The sequence below is a fragment of the Paraburkholderia sp. EG287B genome (genome assembly GCF_040965595.1).
GTDB lineage: Bacteria > Pseudomonadota > Gammaproteobacteria > Burkholderiales > Burkholderiaceae > Paraburkholderia.
This window is the reverse complement of record NZ_JBFRCG010000007.1, coordinates 163,352-187,039: the sequence shown is the minus strand read 5'-3', so window position 1 is coordinate 187,039 and position 23,688 is coordinate 163,352. Positions and strand designations below refer to the sequence as shown.

General features: G+C 67.1%; 16 protein-coding genes. 10 read left to right on the top strand and 6 right to left on the bottom strand.

All coding sequences use genetic code 11. The features are described from left to right. Position 1: 1 nt before the first annotated feature. Together livH and AB4Y40_RS14235 are read right to left on the bottom strand one after the other, a co-directional pair. Entirely contained in the window at positions 2-928 is a 927-nt protein-coding gene (gene livH / locus AB4Y40_RS14240) for a high-affinity branched-chain amino acid ABC transporter permease LivH (protein ID WP_368688231.1), read from the bottom strand. A gap of 136 nt (positions 929-1,064) precedes the next feature. Beyond that, on the bottom strand, positions 1,065-2,180 hold the full coding sequence (locus AB4Y40_RS14235) for a branched-chain amino acid ABC transporter substrate-binding protein (protein WP_368688414.1): 1,116 nt from the start codon (positions 2,178-2,180) through the stop codon (positions 1,065-1,067). Positions 2,181-3,203: 1,023 nt separating this feature from the next. Between AB4Y40_RS14235 and AB4Y40_RS14230 the strand changes: the two genes are divergently transcribed. The 3 genes from AB4Y40_RS14230 (at position 3,204) to AB4Y40_RS14220 (ending at position 6,047) form a co-directional block, all read left to right on the top strand. Beyond that, entirely contained in the window at positions 3,204-4,193 is a 990-nt protein-coding gene (locus tag AB4Y40_RS14230) for an ABC transporter substrate-binding protein (protein WP_368688230.1), read from the top strand. A gap of 161 nt (positions 4,194-4,354) precedes the next feature. Next, complete coding sequence (locus tag AB4Y40_RS14225) at positions 4,355-5,251, top strand: ABC transporter permease (protein WP_342918692.1); 897 nt, start codon at positions 4,355-4,357, stop codon at positions 5,249-5,251. Position 5,252: 1 nt separating this feature from the next. Beyond that, complete coding sequence (locus AB4Y40_RS14220; RefSeq protein WP_368688229.1) at positions 5,253-6,047, top strand: ABC transporter ATP-binding protein; 795 nt, start codon at positions 5,253-5,255, stop codon at positions 6,045-6,047. Positions 6,048-6,153: 106 nt separating this feature from the next. On the opposite strand, the gene AB4Y40_RS14215 is transcribed toward AB4Y40_RS14220, so the two are convergent. Continuing rightward, the gene (locus AB4Y40_RS14215) at positions 6,154-6,555 is read right to left on the bottom strand and encodes a PaaI family thioesterase (protein ID WP_342918690.1); all 402 of its coding nucleotides are present in this window, start codon (positions 6,553-6,555) and stop codon (positions 6,154-6,156) included. 346 nt (positions 6,556-6,901) lie between these two features. Between AB4Y40_RS14215 and AB4Y40_RS14210 the strand changes: the two genes are divergently transcribed. Continuing rightward, the gene (locus tag AB4Y40_RS14210) at positions 6,902-8,047 is read left to right on the top strand and encodes an alanine--glyoxylate aminotransferase family protein (protein ID WP_368688413.1); all 1,146 of its coding nucleotides are present in this window, start codon (positions 6,902-6,904) and stop codon (positions 8,045-8,047) included. A gap of 30 nt (positions 8,048-8,077) precedes the next feature. Here the strand turns inward: AB4Y40_RS14210 and AB4Y40_RS14205 are convergent, their stop codons facing one another. Further along, entirely contained in the window at positions 8,078-8,824 is a 747-nt protein-coding gene (locus tag AB4Y40_RS14205) for a class I SAM-dependent methyltransferase (protein ID WP_368688228.1), read from the bottom strand. Between the two features lie 223 nt (positions 8,825-9,047). Here AB4Y40_RS14205 and AB4Y40_RS14200 point away from each other — a divergent pair, with 223 nt between their 5' ends. The 6 genes from AB4Y40_RS14200 (at position 9,048) to AB4Y40_RS14175 (ending at position 15,277) form a co-directional block, all read left to right on the top strand. Next, positions 9,048-9,734, top strand: a complete 687-nt coding sequence (locus AB4Y40_RS14200; protein WP_368688227.1) for an HAD family hydrolase — start codon at positions 9,048-9,050, stop codon at positions 9,732-9,734. 173 nt (positions 9,735-9,907) lie between these two features. Further along, positions 9,908-10,372: a MarR family winged helix-turn-helix transcriptional regulator gene (locus AB4Y40_RS14195; protein WP_069266182.1), complete on the top strand. Its 465-nt coding sequence runs from the start codon at positions 9,908-9,910 to the stop codon at positions 10,370-10,372. Between the two features lie 17 nt (positions 10,373-10,389). Further along, positions 10,390-12,528, top strand: a complete 2,139-nt coding sequence (locus AB4Y40_RS14190) for an FUSC family protein (protein ID WP_368688226.1) — start codon at positions 10,390-10,392, stop codon at positions 12,526-12,528. A 37-nt stretch (positions 12,529-12,565) separates the two neighbouring features. Continuing rightward, positions 12,566-12,775 (top strand): DUF1656 domain-containing protein, encoded by a 210-nt coding sequence (locus AB4Y40_RS14185; protein ID WP_027818583.1) that lies wholly within the window; start codon positions 12,566-12,568, stop codon positions 12,773-12,775. A gap of 7 nt (positions 12,776-12,782) precedes the next feature. After that, entirely contained in the window at positions 12,783-13,736 is a 954-nt protein-coding gene (locus AB4Y40_RS14180) for an efflux RND transporter periplasmic adaptor subunit (protein WP_368688412.1), read from the top strand. Next, positions 13,733-15,277 (top strand): efflux transporter outer membrane subunit, encoded by a 1,545-nt coding sequence (locus AB4Y40_RS14175; RefSeq protein ID WP_368688225.1) that lies wholly within the window; start codon positions 13,733-13,735, stop codon positions 15,275-15,277. Before AB4Y40_RS14180 ends, AB4Y40_RS14175 begins: the two co-directional genes overlap by 4 nt. A gap of 13 nt (positions 15,278-15,290) precedes the next feature. On the opposite strand, the gene pbpC is transcribed toward AB4Y40_RS14175, so the two are convergent. Next, the gene (gene pbpC / locus AB4Y40_RS14170; RefSeq protein ID WP_368688224.1) at positions 15,291-17,567 is read right to left on the bottom strand and encodes a penicillin-binding protein 1C; all 2,277 of its coding nucleotides are present in this window, start codon (positions 17,565-17,567) and stop codon (positions 15,291-15,293) included. After that, a complete protein-coding gene (locus AB4Y40_RS14165; RefSeq protein WP_368688223.1) occupies positions 17,564-23,590 on the bottom strand; it encodes an alpha-2-macroglobulin in 6,027 nt (2,008 codons plus the stop codon). Before AB4Y40_RS14165 ends, pbpC begins: the two co-directional genes overlap by 4 nt. Between the last annotated feature and the right edge of the window lie 98 nt (positions 23,591-23,688).

The following is a 23,688-nucleotide window of genomic DNA, read 5'->3' as shown; positions in this document are numbered from 1 at the left end:
CTCACACCTTTTCGACGTCCGGCTTGCCGAGCAGGCCGGTGGGACGGAAGAGCAGCACGAGCACGAGCAGGCCGAAGGCCACGACGTCCTTGTACTCCGCAGGCATGTAGCCCGAAGCGAAGGTTTCGGCGAGGCCGAGCAGCACGCCGCCGAGCATTGCGCCCGGAATGCTGCCGATGCCGCCCAGCACCGCGGCCGTGAACGCCTTGATGCCCGCGATGAAGCCGATATACGGATTGAGCTTGCCGATCGTGAGACCGATCAGCACGCCGCCCACCGCCGCGAGCATGGCGCCGAGCACGAACGTGAACGAGATCACGCGGTTCGTGTCGATGCCGAGCAGGTTCGCCATCTTCATGTCTTCCGCGCAGGCGCGGCACGCGCGGCCCATGCGCGAGCGCGAGATGAAGAGCGTGAGCGCGATCATCAGCACGAGCGTCACGCCGACGATCAGCATGCGCGAGTACGGAACCGTCACTTCGAAGTTGCCGCCCATGTTGAAGTCGAGCGCGCCGGAAATGAGCATCGGCACGGACACGTCGCGCGCGCCCTGCCCGATCTGCACATAGTTCTGCAGGAAGATCGACATGCCGATGGCGGAGATGAGCGGCACGAGGCGCGGGCCGCCGCGCAGCGGCCGGTACGCCACGCGCTCGACCGCGAAACCGTAGAGCCCGGTGACCACCACCGAGACGATGAGCGCCGCGCCCAGCACGAGCGGCAGCGGATAACCCGTCGAGGTGCCGATGGCCGTGAGCGTGACGAGGCCCACATAGGCGCCGATCATGTAGATCTCGCCGTGAGCGAAGTTGATCATGCCGATGATGCCGTAGACCATCGTGTAGCCGATGGCGATCAGCGCATAGATCGCACCCAGCGTGAGCCCGTTGACGAGCTGCTGGGTGAACTGAGGAAGAAAATCATTCATGCGTAAGCCCCGCGGCCGTGAAGCCGATGAGAGACCTTTGGAACCGTACCAACCCTTTTTTAGTTGCGCGCACAACCGCTATGAAAACGCCCCGCCACGAGGAAAGGCGGGGCGTTGGCAGCGTGCAGCGCCGGGATCAGTTCGCGGCGGTCTTGGTGGCGTCCTTGTGCCACGTGTAGACGACGAAGCGGAACGACTTCAGGTCGCCCTGTGCGTCGTATTCGACCTTGCCGATCGGCGTGTTGAACGCGTTCTTGTGCAGGTAGGCCGCGACCTTGGTCGGGTCCGTGCTCTTCGCGCCGGCAATGCCGTCGGCGATCACTTCGACTGCTGCGTACGACGGCATCTGGAACGGGCCGTTGGCGTCGCGCCTGGCGTCGGCGAAGGCCTTCACGAGCTTCGCGTTGGCGGGGTCCGAGGCGAAGTCGGCCGGCAGCGTGACGAGCATGCCTTCCGAAGCCGGGCCGGCGATGGCCGTCACGTCCTTGTTGCCGACGCCTTCCGGACCCATGAACGTGGCCTTCACGCCCTGTTCACGCGACTGGCGCATGAGCAGGCCCATTTCCGGGTGATAGCCGCCGAAGTAGACGAAGTCCACGCCCTGCGACTTGAGCTTCGTGACGACTGCCGAGTAGTCCGAATCGCCGGCGTTGATGCCTTCGAACACGACGACCGGAATGTGCGCCTTGTCGAGCGCGGCCTTGACCGAGGTGGCGATGCCCTGGCCGTACGACTGCTTGTCGTGCAGGATCGCGACCTTCTTCGGCTTGACCTTGTTGATGATGTAGGCGGCAGCAGCCGGACCTTGCTGGTCGTCGCGGCCGATGGTGCGGAAGATGAACTGGCGCTTCTTGCCTTCGGTCAGCTGCGGCGCGGTGGCCGACGGCGTGACCATCACGACGCCTTCGTTCTCGTAGATGTCCGAAGCGGGAATCGTCGAGCCCGAGCAGACGTGGCCGACCACGTACTGGATGTGCTGCGAAACGATCTTGTTGGCGACGGCGACAGCCTGCTTCGGCTCGCACGAGTCATCCATCAGGACGGCTTCGAGCTTGTTGCCGTTCACACCGCCGGCGGCGTTGATCTGCTCGATCGCAGTCAGCGCGCCCGCCTTGACCATGTCGCCGTACTGGGCGACCGGGCCGCTGAACGGGCCGGCAATGGCGATCTTCACGGTGTCGGCGTTTGCGCTTGCACCAAAGGCGAGCAGCGCTGCGGCCACGGAAACGGAGGTAAGGCGGTTAAGGGACAACAGCGGCATCATCAGGAGCTCCTCGATTGTTTTCGGGTCAACCGGTCAGACGGGATGACCTGCGCAAACGAACAGCGCCCCAATGAGTTTCAATGGGGAACAACCACGACGAGCACCAGAGAAAAAGACGTGACGGGGCCCGGCGTGTATCAGCGCCCTGATAGGCGGCTGAGTTCGGAGAGACTGCTGAGTTACAGACTCTGTTGCGCAAGCATTCCGCCTGCCCCGTTCGCTGCAATTCGTACCGGAAAGGTGGACCGGCCTGAATCAGCGACCCGCGGATGCTATCAATAATCCCATTTCATCGCAACCAAGGGTTTTTTCGGATATCGAGTTGAGTTTTGACATTGGTCAATAGAGGGGCATGCTGGAAAGCGCTTGAAAACGCTCGGGAAAATGGTCTTTCGGGCGGGTGGTGGACCACCATCGCGGCTGAGATGACCGGCTGGTGCGGGCGTCTGGAATTACTGGCTTTTTTGATTATTACGCCCCCTCGATCGTTATTTTAATTTTAACGAAATCTGATTGGCGAATTGCATCTTGAAATAAATCTCAAAGTTAATCTTTTATCGCGATAAAATCACCCATCCAATAATCGATAAACCGGGATTACCCTAAATGCAAAATGCGCCAAATCATTGATTTCAAAGCATAAATATTACGAAAGCCTTAAAATTGAATTTTTATATTCATTGAACTGGCATCATAAATCTCGCATCACCCCTACTTTCCGCCTTTCACTCCCAAACCGCGAAAGCTCTCGCCAAAGCGCGAATTTTTCTCATAATCGGATCGCCCAGTTTCGAATTAATCTGCGCGACACCGTCGCGCGCCCGCCTCACTGACCTTCCAGAGCGTTCCAGCCCCGCAAGAGACGATGGTATCCTCGCTCCCTCGCCGCGCCCGCATGCACCACTACGGCGCATGCCGCGTGCTCTCGCGCCACGCGTGAAGCCGGCGACGCCGCACCGTGCAGATCCGAAAAAACCGCAAGAACCCAGCACTCGGGGGAGATCAAACAGAATGAAGACCTTCAAGCAGGCAGCCGCTGCCGCCACCCTTTCCCTGATCGCCGGCGCCGCCGCACTCGCGCTGACTTCGGCCGCCGCACGCGCCGCCGAAACCGCGACTGTGGAAGTGCTGTCGATCGTCGAGCACCCCGCGCTCGACGCAATCCGCGACGGCGTGCGCGACGAACTGAAGGCCGCGGGCTACGACGCCGGCAAGAACCTCAAGTGGGAATACCAGAGCGCGCAGGGCAACACGGGCACCGCCGCGCAGATCGCCCGCAAGTTCGTGGGCGACAACCCGAGCGCGATCGTCGCCATCGCGACGCCTTCGGCACAAGCCGTTGTGGCCGCAACGAAGTCCGTGCCCGTGGTGTACTCGGGCGTGACCGATCCGGTGGCCGCGCAGCTCGTCAAGACGTGGACGCCTAGCGGCACCAACGTGACCGGCGTGTCCGACAAGCTGCCGCTCGACAAGCAGGTCGCGCTCATCAAGCGCGTCGTGCCCAACGCAAAGACCGTCGGCATGGTCTATAACCCCGGCGAAGCGAATTCGGTCGTCGTCGTGAAGGCGCTCAAGGAACTGCTCGCACAACAGGGCATGACGCTCAAGGAAGCCGCCGCGCCGCGTACCGTGGACATCGGCCCCGCAGCGAAGAGCCTGATCGGCAAAGTCGACGTGATCTACACGAACACTGACAACAACGTCGTTTCGGCCTACGAAGCGCTCGTGAAGGTCGCCAACGACGCGAAGATCCCGCTCGTCGCCTCCGATACGGACAGCGTGAAGCGCGGCGCCATCGCGGCGCTCGGCATCGACTACAGCGACCTCGGCCACCAGACCGGCAAGGTCGTCGTGCGTATTCTCAAGGGCGAGAAGCCCGGCACGATCGCCTCGGAAACCAGCAGCCAGCTGCAACTGTTCGTGAACCCCGCCGCCGCGCAAAAGCAGGGCGTGACGCTCTCGGCCGATCTGCTCAAGGACGCGACCACGGTCGTGAAGTAAGGCGCCGGCGTGGGCGCCGCCATGGCGCATCGCACGCTGTCACACTGCCAGGCCCGATAACGGCCACTTACGTGCGCAACGGCACGCCGCCCCATCCGGGCGGTGCGCCGCGCGTCGACTCCGGCGCACCGCCGCCGCAGACCGCAACAGGATTCTTCCCCATGTCCCTCTACTCGCTTCTGGGCGCGCTCGAGATCGGCCTGATTTTCAGTCTCGTGGCCCTCGGGGTGCTGATCTCGTTTCGCATCCTCAACTTCCCCGACCTCACCGTCGACGGCAGCTTCCCGCTGGGCGGCGCCGTAGCCGCCACGCTGATCGCGGCCGGTCACGATCCGTTTCTCGCCACCGCCTGCGCGATCGTTGCGGGCGGTATCGCCGGCTTCATCACCGGCTGGCTCAACGTGCGCCTGAAGATCATGGATCTGCTCGCGAGCATCCTGATGATGATCGCGCTCTATTCGATCAACCTGCGCGTGATGGGCGCGCCGAACGTGCCGCTCATTTCCGAATCGACGGTATTCACGATCATCCAGCCCGCCTGGCTGCCCGACTACGTGCTGCGTCCGCTCGCGCTCCTCGTCGTCGTGCTGGCCGCGAAGTTCGGCGTGGACTGGTTCTTCTCGTCGCAATACGGCCTCGCGCTGCGCGCGACCGGCGCGAACCCGCGCATGGCGCGCGCACAGGGCATCGCCACGGGCCGCGCGACGCTCGCCGGCATGGCGCTCTCCAACGCGCTCGTCGCGTTGGCCGGCGCGCTCTTCGCGCAAACCCAGGGCGGCTCGGACATTTCGATGGGCATCGGCACCATCGTGATCGGGCTTGCGGCCGTGATCATCGGCGAGAGCATCCTGCCCGCGCGCCGGCTCATGCTGACCACGCTCGCCGCCGTGCTCGGCGCGATTCTCTATCGCTTCTTCATTGCGCTTGCGCTCAACAGCGACTTCATAGGCCTCAAGGCGCAGGACCTGAACCTCGTCACCGCCGTGCTCGTGACGATCGCGCTCGTGCTGCCCGCCACGCGCAAGAAGCTGTTTGGCCGCAAGAACGGGAGGGCATGAGATGCTCAGCGCCAAGGACCTCAAACTGACTTTCAACCCCGGCACGCCGATCGAAACACGCGCGCTGCGCGGCCTCACGCTCGAGATCCCGAGCGGCCAGTTCGTGGCCGTGATCGGTTCGAACGGCGCGGGCAAGTCCACCTTCCTCAACGCGATCAGCGGCGACCAGAGGGTGGATGACGGCACGATCACCATCGACAGCCAGGACGTCACGAAGAAGCAGGCATGGGACCGCGCGCATCTCGTGGCACGCGTGTTCCAGGACCCGATGGCCGGCACCTGCGAGGCGCTCACCATCGAAGAAAACATGGCGCTAGCGATGGCGCGCGGCAAGCGCCGCGGCTTCGGCCCCGCGCTCAAAAAGCAGGATCGCGAGCTGTTTCGCGCGAAGCTGCGTCTTTTGAATCTGGGCCTGGAAAACCGCCTGACCGATCGCATCGGCCTGCTTTCGGGCGGCCAGCGCCAGGCGGTGAGTCTGCTGATGGCGTCGCTGCAGCCTTCGCGCATCCTGCTGCTCGACGAGCATACGGCAGCGCTCGATCCGAAAACGGCCGCGTTCGTGCTGGAGCTGACCGCACGCATCGTGGAAGAGGCCAGGCTCACGACCATGATGGTCACGCATAGCATGCGCCAGGCGCTCGACTACGGCCAGCGCACGGTGATGCTGCACCAGGGGCAGGTGGTGCTCGACGTTTCGGGAGATGCGCGCCGCGGCCTCGACGTGCCGGACCTGCTGCGCATGTTCGAGCAGACCCGCCACGAGAAGCTCGACGACGACGCGCTGCTGCTGGGATAAGTGTCCGGGCGCAGCGTTAAAAAAGCCCGCCCTTCGGTCGAAGCGGCGGGCATTGGCTTTTCAGCGAAATTACTTCGGATACCGATTCAACCGGAAGACGTTTCGCTCACGCCTGCTTAGGATACGAGTACTTGAACGTCCCCTGCGCGCTCGCGATCAGCAAACGATCGTCCACCCACGCCTCGGCGCGCGCAAAGAAGATCGAGCGGCCGCCGCGCTCCAGAAAGCCCTTCGCGCGCACGAACTGGCCAAGCCCCTTGTCGAGATAGTTGGTCGTGAGCGAGAGCGTGAAGCCATGACGCGGCGGGTCGCCAACCGGCGCGAAGAGCCCCGCGTAGCCCGCAGCGGCGTCGAGCAGCGTGGCAATCGCGCCGCCTTGCAGCACGCCCTGGCGATTGAGCTTCGAGGCGTCGATGGGCATCACGAGTTCCGCGTAGCCTTCGCGCCATTGCGCGACGCTCACGCCGAGCGTTTCGAGAAACGGATTGTCCACGGCGAATTGCGACATACGCTGTCTTCCTTGCATTATCGGGCGATGCGATTGATTATAGGGTGGCTGCCGCAACGCCGCAGCGGACCGCAGCGCCGCCCATCCGACTGTTCAGCGAAATTGCGCGCAACTGTACATGGCCAGCGCTGCCGCGCCGCACAACACTGCCTGATGGCGCGCCGATCGCGCGCGTCTCACGCAACCCCTTTCCAGGTCAAACCAGGTACTCAAGATGAACGACAACGCGCTCCACCCCGACCCGCTGGCCACTTCGCGCACAGCGGCGGCAGCGGCCGAGGCCGCGCCCGTGCCTTGCCCCAGCGTCGAAACGCTCGACCGCATCCTGCCCGAGGAACCGCTCCTCATGATGGGTGCGGGCCCCGTGCCGATTCCCGACGCCGTGGCCAAGGCCAACACCGTCGTCATCAATCACCTCGGCGACACCATGGCGCGCGTCATTCACCAGGTGAAGACGATGGCGCGCTATGTTTTCCAGACGCGTTCGAACTGGGTGCTCGGCGTGGCCGGCCCGGGCTCGGCGGCCATGGAAATGGCGATCTCGAACCTCGCGTGGCCGGGCACCCGCGTGCTCTCCATCGTCAACGGCTTCTTCAGCCAGCGCATGGCCGAAATGGCGGGCCGCGTGGGCGCCGAGGTCACGACGCTCGACGTGGCGAACCGCGAGATCGCCTCGCTCGAAGCCGTGGCGCAAGCCATCGAGCGCACGCGGCCGGCCGTCGTCACGATCGTGCACGGCGAAACCTCCAATACGGTATGGAACCGCGAGCTCAAGGAAATCGTGCCGCTCGCCAAGGCCGCCGGCGCGCTCGTGGTGGTGGACGCCGTCTGCACGCTGAGCACCATGCCGCTGGAAATGGACGCCTGGGGCATCGACGTCGTCATCACGGGCGGCCAAAAGGGCCTCTCCTCGATCCCTGGTGTGTCGCTCATCGCCTTCTCGGATGCCGCCTGGGAGCGCGTGCGCACGCGCACCGCGCCGAACACGCACTGGTGCCTCGACGCCATGCTCGCCGAAAACTTCTGGCACAACGCCGGCTATCACTACACCGCGCCCGTCTCGGGCGTGCTGGCGCTACACGAAGCGCTGCGCCTCGTGTGCACGGAAACGCTCGAAAAGCGTTTTGCGCGCCACCTGCGCTGCTCGCTCGCGCTGCAAAGCGGCGTGAGCGCGCTGGGCCTCGCGCTTTATACGCCGCAAACGTGCCGCCTGAATTCCGTGGTCGGCATCGAACTGCCCGAGGGCGCCACCGCGCGCGAGGTGTGCAATCACATCTCGCAACATTACCAGGTGGAGATCGCCGGATCGTTCGGTCTCCCGATCGTTCGCATCGGGCAGATGGGCGAGCAGTGCCGCGAGCACAACCTCTTTCGCACCGTGCACGCGCTTGGCCGCACGATGAGCGATCTCGGCGTGAAGGTCGATCTGCCCGCCGGGGTTGCCGCGCTCGAAGAGTCGCTTTCGGCCGGCTCGCGCGAAGCGCGGCGTTAAGCGCTTTCGGCGCCGCGCGGCCGCTCCCCCTCAAACGCGCCGTGCGCGCACGCAGATGAACGCCGGGGCCTGCGCCAGTTCTGCGTGCAGCGCCGGCGACACCGCCTTCATTTCCGGTTGTGGCATGGGCTCGAGCACGCGGTCGATGGCCCAGCCCGCTTCCATGAGCGCGTTGAAGATATCGGCAAGCGGGCGCCTGAACGCTTCCACCCACGGCTTCGGCTCGCCGAAGCCGCCCCAATGCAGGCCGAATCGCGTCGTCTCGAAGTAGGTGCGCGAACCGCGCGTGCGCGTGTCGATCCAGTCGCGCATGGGATGGGACATCGAAAACACCAGCAGCGCGCCGGGGCGCGCCACGCGGTGAAACTCTGCAAACGTCGGCGCGAGGTGCTCGACGTAGTCGAGGGCCAGCGAGCACACGATGCGGTCGACCGAGGTGCTCGCGAGCCATTCGAGCGGCCGCCCGAGGTCGCCCTGCGCGATATCGACCGCGAGGCCTGCGCAACGCGCCTTCGCCAGTTCGACCATCGCGGGCGTGACGTCGAAGGCCTGCACGCGTGCGCCCTCGCCCGCCAGCTCCGCGCTCACGATGCCGGGCCCGCAGCCCGCGTCGAGCACGTCGAGCCCCGCTACCGCGCCGAGCAGCGAGCGTGTGGCGGGACGTTCGTAGAGCGCGTTGTGCGGCTTGACGGGCGCCCGCTCCGCGTAACGGTCGGCGAATTGTGTGTAGTTGGCGCGGCCGGGGAGTTCGTTGGGGGTCTTTTCGTCGGTGGACATCAGAGCGGTCGGGTAGCGATTGGGTACGCTATTGTCCATCGTTTCGCACGGGCCGACCAACGCCGCGCCCTGCACGGCGGCCCGCCCCGGGCCGCCTTCGCGGCTTGCCCGCCAAAAGCCCACGCAAACGCGACCCCGGTTATCATCGCGCTCTTGCGTGCGCGATCCCGATGCGCGCCGCATGACGCAACCGCAGGCAACTGAAAGCAACCGCAGGCAAACGATGTCCCCCATCCCCTTCGACGCCATCCTCTTCGACTGCGACGGCGTGCTCGTCGACTCAGAACGCATTACGCACGTGGTGCTCACGCAGATGCTGGGCGAACTCGGCTGGACGCTCACGGTAGACGAAGCCATGGGCATCTTCGTCGGTAAGGCCGTGAAAGACGAGGCCGCGCGCATCGAAGCGCATACGGGCTTCGCGATTACCGATGCCTGGCTCGAAGGCTTTCGCGCGCGCCGCAACGAAGCGCTGGAGCGCGATCTCGTCGAGATTCCGGGCGCGCCCGCGGCCGTGCGCGCGGTGTACACGGCCATGAACGGGCGCATCGCCGTCGCCTCGGGTGCGGACCGGCGCAAGGTCGAGCTGCAACTGCGCAAGGTGAACCTGCTCGGCTGCTTCGCCGGCCACATCTACAGCGGCCACGAAACGCCGCGCAGCAAGCCGCATCCCGACGTCTACCTCGCGGCGGCGGCCGGCCTCGGCGTGGCGCCTGCCCGCTGCGCCGTGATCGAGGACACGGTCACGGGCGCGCGTGCGGGCCTCGCCGCGGGCGCCACCGTGTTCGGCTACAGCCCGCCCGAGCCCGGCCACAGCAGCGCGCACGCGCTGCTCGAGGCGGGCGTTGCGCACGTATTCACCGACATGGTGCAACTTCCCGCCCTGCTTTCCCGCTGGTCAAATAGTTAAGCGCGTATAAAACAACGCCAAAAAAGCCGCGCGCTTCGCGCACTGTTGGCCGTACGCATCACCCCGCACCAGATAGAAAGCAGGCCGCCGATGAGTCGCATACCATCCGATTCGTGGCGCTGCGAAAGAAAAAGATAGTTTGCTATCGAATCGCTTTGGGCTATGATCCGCCGATGTCGAATCTTCATACTTTACGCCTTGCGGTCAGCAGCACGCTCGTCGTGGCGGCACGCAAATGGCGGCGCACGACGCACGGCGCCCTCACCGCATACAACGTCTCCGAGGCATGCGCCGCGCCGCTGCTCACCGCCGGGCGCCTTGGCGAAGCCGTGCGCCAGGTGACGCTTGCGGAGCACGTGGGCATCGAAGGCCCTTCGCTCGTGCGCCTGCTCGACCAGCTCTGCGCCGCGGGCCTCGTGCGCCGCGACGAAGACCCCGACGACCGCCGCGCAAAAACGATCTCGCTCACGAGCGAAGGCCGCGCCGTGACCGAGCGCATGGAGGACGAGCTGCGCTCGCTGCGCGCCCGCGTGCTCAAAGGCGTGAGCCGCGCCGACCTCGAAGCGACGCTGCGCGTGCTCAACGCGTTCAACGCAGTTCCCCCCGCAGACCAGGCTGACCGCCCCTTACACGACTGAAAGCAGACAGCGGACTCATGACCTACCCCTCCATCCGCGACTGGCTCTTTTCGGTCAAGACCTTCGCCGCGTCGATGCTGGCGCTCTATATCGCGCTCAAATTCCAGCTGCCGCGCCCCTATTGGGCGATGGCCAGCGTGTACATCGTATCGAACCCGTTCGTGGGCGCCACGCGCTCGAAGGCGCTGTACCGCGCGCTCGGCACCGCCCTCGGCGCGGCGGCCGCCATCGCGCTCGTGCCGCCCTTCGTCGAAACGCCGCTGCTCTTCAGCGCGATCGTCGCGACCTGGACCGGCACGCTGCTCTATCTGGCGATTTCCGACCGCACAGCGCGCAGTTACGTGTTCATGCTCGCGGGCTATACGATGCCGCTCATCGCGCTGCCCACCGTAACCGATCCCACCACCGTGTTCGACGTGGCGATCGCGCGCACGCAGGAAATCACGGTCGGCATCATTTGCGCGAGCGTGGTGGGCAGCAACATCCTGCCTAGCCGCCTCGCGCCCACGCTCATCGAGCGCGCCGACGCATGGTTCCGCGACGCCGCCTGGTACGGCAGCGAAACGCTCTCGGGCCATATTGCGGGCAAGGCGCTTTCGGCGTGCCGTCAACGTCTCGCCGCCACGGTCAACCAGCTCGAATTCCTGCTGAGCCAGTTGAGCTACGACCACACGCACCCCGAGATCCTCGAGCGCGCCGAGTCGCTGCGCGGGCGCATGCAGCTCTTTCTGCCGATGATCTCCGCGCTCGCCGACCCGCTCGTCGCGCTGCGCCGCGATCTGCACGTGTGGCCGGAGGGCCTCGACAGCCTGCTCGCCGACGCGGCGCGCTGGTTCGACGAACCGCTGCCCACGCGCGCCGCCGAGATGCACGATGACGCGGGCGACCCGACCGCGGAGAATCTGCGCAAGCGCATCGCGACGCTGCAGCCCGCGCGCGACGCGCTCTCGAGCTGGGAGGGCGCGCTGCTCTCGAACGCGCTCTGGCGGCTTGGTCAGGTGATCGACGTGTGGCAGGACTGCCGCGCGCTGCGCGCGCTCATCGCGCACGAAGCCGAGGTCGGCACGTGGCGGCCGCGCTATCGCCACTGGCGCCTTGGCGGCACCGAACGCTTCTACGATCGCGGCCTCATGGTGTTCTCGTGCCTCGTGCCGGTGAGCGCGATTCTCGTGGCCTGCTGGCTATGGGTCAGCTCGGGCTGGCACGACGGCGCCGGCGCGGTGACGCTCGCGGCCGTGGCCTGCTGCTTCTTTGCGGCATCCGACGAGCCCGCGCCGCTGGTGTTCCGCTTCTTCCTCGCCACCGCGGCGAGCGTGGTATTCGCGGGGCTCTATCTCTTCGTCGCGCTGCCCAAGGTGCACGACTTCGCGATGCTCGTGCTGCTGTTCGCGGGCCCGTTCATCCTGATCGGCACGCTCATTCCGCGTCCGGCCTTCAATATGGTGACGATGCTCGTGGCCGTGAACACGGCCACCTTCATCAGCGTGCAGAGTGCTTACGAGTCGGACTTCTTTGTCTTCCTGAACAGCAATATTGCGGGCGTGGCGGGCCTGCTGTTCGCCTACCTGTGGACGCGCGTCACGCGCCCGTTCGGCGCCGAACTCGCGGCGCGGCGCCTACTGCGCTCGAGCTGGAGCGATGTCGCGCTGTCGGCATCGCCCACGCCTATCGCAGACCAGCGCAATCTCACCTCGCGCATGGTCGATCGCCTCATGCAGCTCATTCCGCGTCTCGCGGCTTCCGACGAGCACCGCCATCCGTCGATCGAGAGTTTCCGCGACCTGCGTATCGCGCTCAATTCGCTCGATTTGCGCCGTTCGCGCCACAAGCTCGACGGCGACGTGCCCGACGCGATCGACCGCGTGCTCGCGGGCGTCAGCGACCACTATGCGCGCTGCGCGCGTGCGAGCGAGCGCCAGGACGCCCCGTCCGCGCTGCTCTCCAGCATCGACGACGCCATGCGACGCGTCGCGGCTCGCGCGCGCGCGCAACTGCCGCCCGCCACGCTTGCCGACGCCGATGCCCAGCCCGCGCCGCGCGCGCTCGTCTCGCAGCGCTGGCTGCGCGACACGCTGCACGCGCTCGTAGGCCTGCGCATCGCGCTCTATCCGGCCCTTGCGGCGCAGTCGCCATCCAATCCGGAGGCCGCGGTATGAGCGTGCGTCCCTCTCATCCTTTTTCGAAACCCGCATCATGATCGGCGAAATCGATATCTTTGGCGTGTTCGTGCCCGCCGTGCTCGTGCTGATGCTGATCGCGTACCTCATCAATGTCGTGATCGGCAAGGTGCTCACGCGTGTCGGCTTCTATCGGCTCGTGTGGCATCGTTCCATTTTCGATCTCGGTATCTATGTCTTCGTGCTGGCTGCCGTCATCATCGTGTCGCATCGCTTCGTGAATTAACGTGAACGTGAAAAAAACCTGGTTCTCCGCAGGACAGATCCTGCTGACGCTCATCGTCGTCGTGGTCGCCGCCCTCGTGCTGTGGCGCATCGTCAACTACTACATGTTCTCGCCGTGGACGCGCGACGGCCGCGTGCGCGCCGACGTGATCCAGGTCGCGCCCGACGTGGGCGGACTCATCACCCGCGTCGACGTTGCCGACAACCAGCAGGTCAAGCAAGGCCAGGTGCTGTTCGTGATCGACCAGGCGCGCTACTCGCTCGCGCTGCGCCTCGCCGAGGCCACGCTCGAGCAGCGCAAGGCCACGCTCGCGCAGGCCAAGCGCGAATACGCGCGCAATATCGCGCTCGGCAATCTCGTGGCGGCGGAAACGCTCGAGGAAAGCCGCACGCGCGTCGATCAGGGCGAAGCCGCAGCGGCCGACGCCCAGGTCCAGGTCGACACCGCCAGGCTCAATCTTCAACGCACGACGATCGTGAGCCCCGTGGACGGCTATTTGAACGACCGCGCGCCGCGTGCTGGCGAGTACGTCACGGCTGGCCGCGCGGTGGTCGCCGTCGTGGACATGCATTCGTTCCGCGTCGATGGTTACTTCGAAGAAACGCGCCTGCACGGCATTCAGATCGGCCAACCCGTGGAGATCACGGTGATGGGCGAGACGCGCCCGCTGCGTGGTCATGTGCAGAGCATCGTCGCGGCGATCGAGGACCGCGACCGCCAGGCGGCGCCGAACCTGCTGCCCAACGTGAATCCGGCGTTCAGCTGGGTGCGTCTCGCGCAGCGCATTCCGGTGCGCGTGGCGCTCGACGAAGTGCCCGCCGATTTCCGCATGATCGCGGGCCGCACGGCAACCGTGGCCGTGCGCACCGAAGCGAACAACGCCAGCGGCGCCGTCGCTTCGCAGCCCGCCACGGGTGCGAGCGCCCCCGCCGCTTCCCAGGCTGCCGGAGCTTCGCAATGACACGCCGTAGTTTCTGGCGCCGCCGCTTTTCGCCCAACGTCTGGCCCAACCTCGCGCTCGCGCCGCTCACGCTCGCGCTGGGCGCGTGCATCACGCTCGGTCCCAACTACCACGTCCCGCAGGAAGCCGTGGTCAATGCGCCGCTCGCGCAAGGCCCGATCGACGGCGCGGACCATGCGCCCGTCTCGCAACTGGGCGTGCCCGCCAACTGGTGGCAGCTTTACGACGACCCCACGCTCAACGAACTCGTGCAGGAAGCGCTGAAGTCGAACACGGACCTGCGCGTGGCGGCTGCGAATCTCGCGCGCTCGCGTGCGGCGGTCGACGTCGCCAACGCACAGGGCGGCTTCTCGGGCAGCGCGCATGCCACCGCCGAGCGCGCACAGGTGTCGGGCGAGCAGTACCTCCTGTTCGAAAAGGTGCCTGTCGCGACGCTGGGCGACCTCGGCGTCAACATCTCGTATGAATTCGACCTGTTCGGCAAGCTTAGGCGCGGCGTGGAAGCCGCGCGCGCCGACGACGCGGCCGTGGAAGCCGCGGCCGACCTCGCGCGCATCACCGTGGTCGCCAACGTGGCGCAGGCTTACGTGGAATCGTGCTCGGCCGCCGAGGAACTGGAGATCGCGCAGGAATCGCTCAAGCTGCAGAACGAGCGCGTGGCGCTCACGAAGCGCCTGCGCGACGCGGGCCGCGGCAACCAGCCCGACGTGACGCGGGGGCAGACCCAGGCCAACACGATCGCCGCCGATATCCCGCGCTTCGAGGGACGCCGGCGCGTGGCCCAGTATCAGCTCGCCATGCTGCTCGCACGCGCGCCCAGGGACCTGCCGCCCGCCGCGCTCGCGTGCAAACGCCTGCCCAGGCTCAAGCAGCCGATTCCCGTCGGCGACGGCGCCGCGCTCCTCAAGCGCCGCCCCGACGTGCGCGAGGCCGAACGCCAGCTCGCGGCATCGACGGCGCGCATTGGCGTGGCGATCGCGCAGATGTACCCCGACGTCACGTTCGGCGCGGGCGTAGGCACGGTCGGCCTGACGAGCGACCTGTTCACCCCCGCGACCAATGCGTGGTCGTTCGGACCCCTGATCAGCTGGACCTTCCCGGTCAACGGCCAGCGCGAACGAGTGCGTGAAGCAGAAGCGGCATCGGGCGGCGCGCTCGCGCACTTTGACGGTGTGGTGCTCAATGCGCTGCGCGAAACGCAGTCGAGCCTCGCGACCTATGCCGCCGACGACCAGCGCGCCGATGCGCTGCGCACGGCCTACACGTCCGCGCAGCAGTCGGCGGACGAAACGCATCGTCTCTATGCCGCGGGCCGCGAACCGTTCCTCTCCGACCTCGACGCCACGCGCACGCTCACCACTGTGCACGCGCAGGTCGCCGCGGCCGAAGGTCAGGTCGCGCTCGACCAGGTGCGCTTGTTCCTCGCGCTCGGCGGCGGCTGGGAAGGCAATCAGCAAACGCTGCAGCAGCAAGGGGCGCAAGGCAGCCAACCGGCATCAGCGGCACCGGCGGCCACCGCCGCGACTGCACCCGCGAATTAAGCTGGCCTCTCCTTCAGCGCGCCACGCCGCCTTGCGCGGCGTCGGCGCCCATCGACTTCTGTGGCTTCGCAAGCGCGCCGCGTACCTCGAAGCGCACGGTATCGGTCACCTGCCCGCTCGCATCGACGAGTTCGAGCGTGTGCTTGCCCGGCCAGGGCAGCCACGCGACGCGCGCGGCGCCGCCAAAAGTTTTCCCGTCTAACCGCCAGTTCACGCGCGCAGTCGACCCCGTGGCACGCTCGAACCAGACGCGCTGACGCTGCGCGGGAATGTCGGGATCGAGCGCGAAAATGGTGCCGTCCACGGGGCTGCCGATTTGCGCGGGGCCACGTGCGAGATCGGCGGCATTCGATGCCAGGCCCACTAGGGGCGTGGACGTGCCCGCGATGAACCACTCGTTGCGAGACGGCTCCACGGCATTGGCGAACTGCACGCGCACGCGCTCGACGCCCGGCGGCGCGGCCGGCGCGACACTCGGCACGCGCCGATGCAGATAGCCGACGATGGCGGCCCACACCGGCGCCGCACCGGTCACGCCCGAGACGTCCCACATGGGCGAGCCATCGGCGTTGCCGACCCACACGCCCACCGTATAGCGCGACGTGAAGCCCACGGTCCAGTTGTCGCGCATGTCCTTGCTCGTGCCCGTCTTGACCGCGGAAAACATGCGCGTATCCAGCGGACTGTCGAAATCGAAAGTGCGCGTGCGCGCATTGTTGTCGGCGAGGACGTCGGTGACGATGAACGCGGACTCGCGGCTGAAAACCCGCTTTGACACGCTATTCGATGCGGCCTGCGCAGGCGCAGGCAATTCGGCGATCGGACTCGCGACGCCGCCATTGGCCAGTGCGCGATACGCGTTCGTGAGCGTGACGAGGCTCACATCCGCGCTGCCCAGCGCGAGGCTGAAGCCGTAGTAGTCGCCCGCCTGCGTGAGCGGCAGGCCGAGCGCCGTGAGCGTCTTCGCGAATCGATGCGGCGTCACCATCACGAGCGTGCGCACGGCAGGCACGTTCAGCGACGAGCCGAGCGCAGTGCGCACGCTCACCCAGCCCTTGAAGCCCTTGTCGTAGTTCTGCGGCATGTAGAGGCCGCCGCCCGCCGCGAGATCGAGCGGGGCGTCGTCGAGCAGCGAAGCGGTCGTCACGCGGCGCTCGTCGATGGCCTCGGCGTAGAGAAAAGGCTTGAGCGTCGAACCCGCCTGGCGCAGCGCGAGCGCCGCATCGACTTCGCGCGCCTTCGACAGGCCGCCAGACGACCCGACCCACGCGAGCACTTCGCCGGTTGCGTTATCGAGCACGACGACCGCGCCGTCCTGCACGTTGCGCGGATGCGCGCGCGCATTGAGTTCGATGAGCGTGCGCGTGAGCGTGTCGCGCGCGTAGCGTTGCAGGTTCGCGTCGAGCGTCGAGCGCACGCGCATGCCGGGCGCGGGATGCACGGCGTTCGCGATCTGGCGCGCGAAGTGGGGTGCCAGCTGCGGCGAGTTTTCGCTGCGCCCGTCGAACGAGGGATCGTCGGCAACGATGGCCGGGCGCGCGAACGCCATCTGAACGAAGGCATCGAGATTCGGGCAGCCGTTATCGACGTTCGCCGCATGCATGTCGCGCAGGATGCGGCACGCGCGCGTGGCGACCTTCGTATAAGGCGCGTTGGGCGCGCGGATCAGCGCGGCGGCGACCGCCGATTCGCGTTCGTCGAGGCCCGACGGCGCCTTGCCGAACAGCGTTTGCGAAAGCGCGGCAAGACCCACGGTCTCGCCGCGGAACGGCACGAGGTTCAGATACGCCTCGAGAATCTGGTCCTTGCGCCAGGTGCGTTCGAGCCGCAGCGCGTCCACGGCTTGCACGGCCTTTTGCGCGAGCGAGCGCTGGCCCGAGTGCTGCGGGTCGTCGTCGAGCAGGCCCGTGAGCTGCATCGTGACCGTGGATGCCCCGCGCGTGCGTGTACTCCAGAGGTTCGCCCACGCGGCGGCAGTCGCGCCGCGCCAGTCCACGCCGCTGTGCTCGTAGAATCGTTTGTCCTCCGAAACGACGATCGCCTCGCGCAGCGCCGGCGACACGTCGGCGAGCGCGACCCAGTCGCCGCGCCTCGCGGTATGCTCCACCCGCGTGCGCTGCAACGGCGTGCCGTCGCGCGCCAGCAGCACCCAGTCGGAGCTTTGCCACTGGCCGCGCACATCATCGAAAGTCGGCAGGGCGAACGCGGGCAGCGGCAGCAGCACGAGGCACAGCGCGGCAACGCCGAGTGCCCCCGCCGCGCGATGCCGGAGCGCGTAGGGACCGCTCATGGCGCCGCCTTCACGACCACCGGCGCATTCGGCGCGACGCCGAACGTGGCCGGCGCGTAGAGCGCCTCCACGCGCGTGGGCGGCAACCCGAAGGTGCCGACGTTGTTGAGCCGCACCGTGTACTCCACCGTGACCTTGCCCTTCGGCAGAAACTCGTAGTACGCGCGATAGCCGTCGAAGCCGCGCTCGATGAACGCGGGCCACGGACCGTTCTCGTCCGGCTTCTCGCCCTGCGTCGCCACGGCCGAATCGCGCCCGAGTCCGGAGCCGAGGATCGTCGTGCCCGCGGGGATCGGGTCGTTCACGACGACCCACGTCATGTCGGTCTGCGCGTCGATGTCGAGGCGCACGCGTACGACGTCGCCGCGCGTGTACACGCCCTTCACGGCGGCGCTCACCGGCGTGATGGTCTTCGTGATGCGATAGCCCGCCGCGAACGGCGCGCGCAAGGCGACCGCCGCGAGGCTTTCCACCGTGGCCCACGGTTTGCCGCTCCCTTCCTGTGTCAACGTGAGGGGCACGGCCGCGTTCTGCTTTGGCCACGCGAGCAGCGTGCTGCGCGCGGGCGCGTTGCGCGTCGCCGCCGTGGCCCCGCTGGCGCCCGCCGACGCTTGCGCCGCCGCGTTCCAGCCGATGATGCGCGACGTATCGCCGAGCTGGATCTTCGTCGCGCCCGTCACCGGATCGTGCTCGAACACGCGCGAGAAGCGCTCGACCGCGAGCGAGCCATAGGCGTTCGCCGTCGTCGTGCTCCATGCGCCGTTGCGTTGCAGCGCGAGCAGGCCCGCCACGAGCCGCGGCATTTCCTCCTTCCACGCGGGGTTGTCGACAAAGGCCAGCGCGAGGCGCGCCGCGTTGACCTCCGTGCCCGTCATGAGCCACCACAAGTCGTCTTCGGCGGCCGTCGAGAAGGTCAGCTGCGTGCCCTGCCACGTGAGCCGCGCGCGCAGGATCTGCTCGAGCTGCGCCAGTTTCTCCGCGCGATCCGGCACGTCGCGCATGCGCGCGAGACTTTCCGCATAGTCGATCACCGCCGACGTGGGCCACTGGTTCGGCGCGATCTCGATCGAGCCGAACTGGCGCGCGTTCGCCGCGCCGTAGCGCGACAGCGCATCGATAGCGGCGAGCTTGCGCAGATCGAGGTCGCGGCGCGGCGCCCACGCATTGCGCTCGATGCGGCCTTCCACGAAGCGCGTGAGGCCCTCCACCATCTTGCTGCGCAAGGCGTCGGGAAGCGCGAAGCGCGGGTCGAGCTTCGACGCCTCGTCGCTTATCGTGAGCAGATACGCGGTGAGCGCGGTGCTGCCGCGGCTCGCGCTGTCGTCAGCGGGCGGGAAGTAGTTCGCGAGGCCGTCACGGTCCAGATACACCGGCAGGCGCGCAAGCTCCGCCTGCCAGCGCGCGGGGTCGCGCAAGCCGATCGCGATCGACGTCTGCTGCTCGAGGCAGGAATACGGGTAGCGCGTGAACCAGCGGCGCACGCCGGGCAGGCCGTCCGCGAGCTTCGGCTGCAGCGACACTGCAATGCCGCCGCGCACCACGCCTGCATGCGTCACGCTCGCGTTGGCCGGCGGCGCAACGGGAATCGAAAGCGTGCTGTCCACTTGGGCGAGCGTGGCCTGCTGTACCGTCACGGGTATCGCCGCGCTCACCTGCTGCGCGAGCTTCACCGCATCAACCGCATGCGCGCCGCCCTGCTCCGCTGCGCTCACGTTCCACGCGAGCGCGGGCCGTTCCGCTTCGGCGAGATCGTCGGGAACCACGACGGTCCACGCAATCTCACGCGAGGAATTGGGTGCGAGGTCCACGCTCTGCGCGGCAAGCGCGAGCGGCGGCACGTTCGGCGTGACCAGCACTTTCATCGCGCGCGGGGTCGTATTGCGCAGCGTGAACTGTGCGCGGAAGGTGTCGCCCTCGCGCACCTGCGGCGGCAGGCCCGAGATCAGCTGGAGGTCCTGCGTGCTCTCGATGGTCGCGCTGCCCGTGCCGAAGCGCGCCACCCCGCTCGCCGCAATCGCGACGATGCGAAAACGCGTGATCGAGTCGTTCAGCGGCACGCTCACTTGTGCCTCGCCCCTCGCATCGAGCGTGACGCGCGGGTTCCAGTAGAGCAGCGTGTCGAAGAGTTCGCGCGTCGCGCCATGCCCGCCGCCGCCGCCCGCCGGCACCGCCTTGCGCCCGAAGTGCCGCCGCCCCACGATCTCCATTTGCGCCGTCGCCGTCTCCACGCCGTAGGCGCGTTGCTGCAGCATAGCGTCGAGCAGATCCCAGCTGCGGTTGGGCATCAGTTCGAGCAGTGCTTCATCTACGGCCGCCACGGCGATCTGCGTACCCGCCGGCACCGCCTGGCCGCCCGGCAGCTGCACGCGCAACTGCACGTGCGACGTCGCGCGAACCGCGTAGCGTTTCGCGTCGGGCGTCACGCTCACCGCGAGGCGGTGCGCCGCGTCGCCCACGCGGATTTGCGCGAGCCCGTAACGGAAAGCCGGTTTCGAAAGATCGACGAGCGGCGTGGGCGCCTCGTACTGGCGCCCCTCGTACCAGAACGCACGCGCCCATTCGAGCGGCGCTTTCCATCCCCAGGTGAAGAACGAATACCACGGCACTTCGTGAATGCGCCCCCGCAGCGCGAGTACCGAAACGTAGACGTTGGGCCCCCACGCGTCGCTCACCTTCAGTTCGACGGTCGGGTCGCGCCCGTCGAGTTGCACCACGTGCGTTTCGATGATGCCCTCGCGCTCCACGGCGACGAGCGCCGTCGCGAAGCGGAATGGCATGCGCACCTGGAAGCGCGCGGTCTCGCCGGGTTCGTAGCTCGTCTTCTCGGGCAGCACGTCGATGCGGTCCGTGTTCTCGCTGCCGAACCAGAGTTCGTCCTCGCGCGTGACCCATACCGAGGTCGTCGCCGTAGAGGCATGGCCGTCACCGTCGCGCGCCGTAGCCACGAGCTGGATGTTGCCCGCCTCCTTGAGCTTCGCGTCGCAGGTGAGCAAGCCGTGATCGTCGCTCGTGCCGCTGCACAGCGTGCCGAGATCGCGCGTTTCCGTGTGGTTGTCGTAGGCGTAGAAACCGCCCACCATGCGCTTGCGCGAAGTCGTCGTGATCTTCGCCACGCCGCGCACTTCGAGCTTCACGCCCGCGTGCGGCTTGCCCTGCAGATCGAGCGCGAGCGCGGTGACCGGCACGGTATTGCCCACGGAGACCCAATGCCCCGACTTGATGCCCGCCACCACGGCAGCGGGCCAGAGTGTGGCCGCGCCGCTGACGGTCTGCACCTCGCCGTTCGGGTCCGCGAAAGTCGCTTCGAGCGCGAGGCGCTTCGGCGCGTCCACGGCCGGCAGGTTCTTCAGCACGAGCGTGCCTGCGCCGTTGCGGTCGAGCGTGAGCGGCTCCTTGTCGGCCACGAGCTTCGCGACCTCGTTGTCCTCCCGTGGGCCGCTGTCCTCGTCCCCGGACGTGTTGTCGGCCTGGTTCGCGCTCACATACGGCGCGAAACTGAAATCGCTGTACGTGCCGGCGAACGACGGCGTCGTGTCCTTCACGAGCGCCGAAACCTGCACCGGCAGATTCGAAGCCGCGCCGCCCGACACATAATCGATCTGCACCGCCACGCTCGCCTGGGTAGCGGCGACGAGCGGCGACGTCTTCTCGTTCTGCACCGCGATCGTGCCCTTGAGCACCGGCAAGCGGAAGGCTTCCACGCGGAAGCTGCCGCTGTCGTAGCTCATATGAATGGCGTCCGCGCTGTTGTCCGCTTCGTCGTTGCCGTCGCTGGCCGTGCTCGCGTTCGCGTCGCCGTCGTCGAGCGAGACGTCGTATTCGCCGAGCTTCGCTTCGGGTGGCAACACGAAGGTCGAGTCCGCCGTATGGTCGGCGGCCCACTTGAGCGGCAGATGCCAGGTCTGCCCGCTGCCGGTATGGCGTATCGTCACGCGCGTGGGGTACTGCTGCGGGAGCGCGAAGCCATGCATCGTCTGGGCGCGGATGAAGTGTTTCATCGACACCGTCTCGCCCGCGCGCAGCAGCGTGCGGGCGAACACGGTATGCGCGCGCACCGTGGGCTGCAGGCTCGTGTCGGTCGGCACATTGAAGCGCCACGACTCGATGCCGCGATTCCAGTCCGATTGCACGAAGGCCATGTCGGGGCCCGTTTTCGGGTCGTCGATGCGCGCCGAAACGAACAGCCCGCTAAAGCTGTTTTCGCCGCAGTCGCGACGATTCGACAGCGGCCCGTCTATCGTCAGGAGTCCATGGGAATCCGTTTTTCCCGTGGCGATCGTCTCGCCATTGCAATCCGATACGTGCACGTCGGCGCCTGCGACCGGCTCGCCCTTGTCGAGCGAGGTGATCCATACCACGCTGTTCTCGCGTCCCTGCTTGAAGTGCACGCCCAGATTGGTGACGAGCACGGCCGTGCGCACGTACATTTGTGCCGGCTTGCCGAGCAGCGACGCGCCCAGCGCAGGCGAAGCGAGTTCGATCACGTAGAAGCCCGGCCTCGGCACGGGTATGCCCACCACTTCGAACGGCCGCAACGCCTTCGGGTCGGCCTTGGGCAGCGTGAGGGTCTGCACGCCGGGCTGGCCGTCGAGCAGCGAGAGCGAGCGCACGTCGATGATGCGCGCCTTCGCGTCGTCGTCCCCCTCGCCCGTCGTGCGCGGAATCACCACGGGCGACTTCGCGCGCGCGAGCAGCCCCGGTATCAGCTTGTCGATCGACGTTTCGCTCATGCCGAAATTGTCGAACTGGTCGACGAGGCGCATCCAGCGGCGCATGTCGGTATCGGACTGCACCGCGAGCCTGGCGAACTTCGCCTCGCCCGCGTTGAGCCCCTGCACGTGCAGGTCGGCTTCGACGTTGCGCAGCGTGACCGGCACGAGCGGCGGCGTGCCCGGCTCCGCATAGCGCTCGATGATGCCGAAGGTCGAGGACGGGAATTTCGCGAGCGGCGGCATCGGCGCGGTCGCCGTATGCAGCGGGAAAAGATCGGCGTTCGCGAGCGCACGGCCGCTGACGTCCTCGAGGCCGGCGGGCGCCGTGATCGTGAGCGTCGCGCGCTCGGGCAAGGGCGCGGAGAACGAGATCGAGCTGACCTCGTTGTTCCTGTCGTCGGGGCGGAAAGTCGGCGCGACTTCCCCCTTCGGCCCTTGCAGACGGAACTTCTGCGCGTCGGCGCGCGCAATCGGCGCGCTCAGGTCGATGCGCAGGGGCCGCAGCGGCGTACATGGCGCCTTCGCATTCTCGCGCTCGCAACTCATGCTCGCGGTGAACGGCTCGCGCACGGTGAAATCGAAGCGGCGCTCCACGTCGTTGGGCGTGCCGTTCGGTCCGAGCACGCCCTTGCCGTACACGAGTTGCATCTTCGCGCTGGAAGGCAGCGTTTGCTGGCAGGTGAGCGTGAGCACGCTCGCGCTGGCCTTTTCGAGCCGGAAATGTTTGAGCAGCACCGCGCGCGTGGACGCATCGACGGGCTGCACCGGAATGCGGTTGCCAAGTCCACCCGACTCGCACCACACGTGCTCGCGCACGGAAGCCGGCGTGGCGGGGCCATTGAGCTTCAGCACGAATGCCTGGTTTTCCTCTATTTCGCCACCGTAGGGACGTACGCTCAGCGGGAACGGGCCGCCCGTGGAGAACGTGAAACGGCGCACGCCCGTCACTGCGTTGCCCGCCTGCGATTTGAGCGCGTCGACGAGCGTGACGCTGCATTGCACGTCGGGCGGCAGATCGGCGGCGAAATCGTACGCCCACGTTTTCCCGTCGATCCAGCGACCCTGGCCCGCGCTGGCCGCCGCGTTGCTGCATTGCAGGCGCGCGGGGTCCTTCGCATCGGGCGCCCCGAACGCCACCATGGCCTCGTCGAACTTCACCACCACCTGGCGCACCTGCGCCACGGTGCCCTGCGGCGACACGCTCACCGCGCGCGCGGCATAGGCGCGCCACGCCCAAGCCATGCTCAAGCCCAGCACCAGGGCAAGCGCCAACGTCCACCACCCGCGAGTTGTTCGTGTTATTCGTTGCATCGACCGGTCCTCGTTTGCGCGCGCGCCGCGTGGCCATTGCCGGGCGGCGTGCGGTGAATGGTACAGGGCGCCGCGCGCCCGCGCGCCAGGAATGGCCG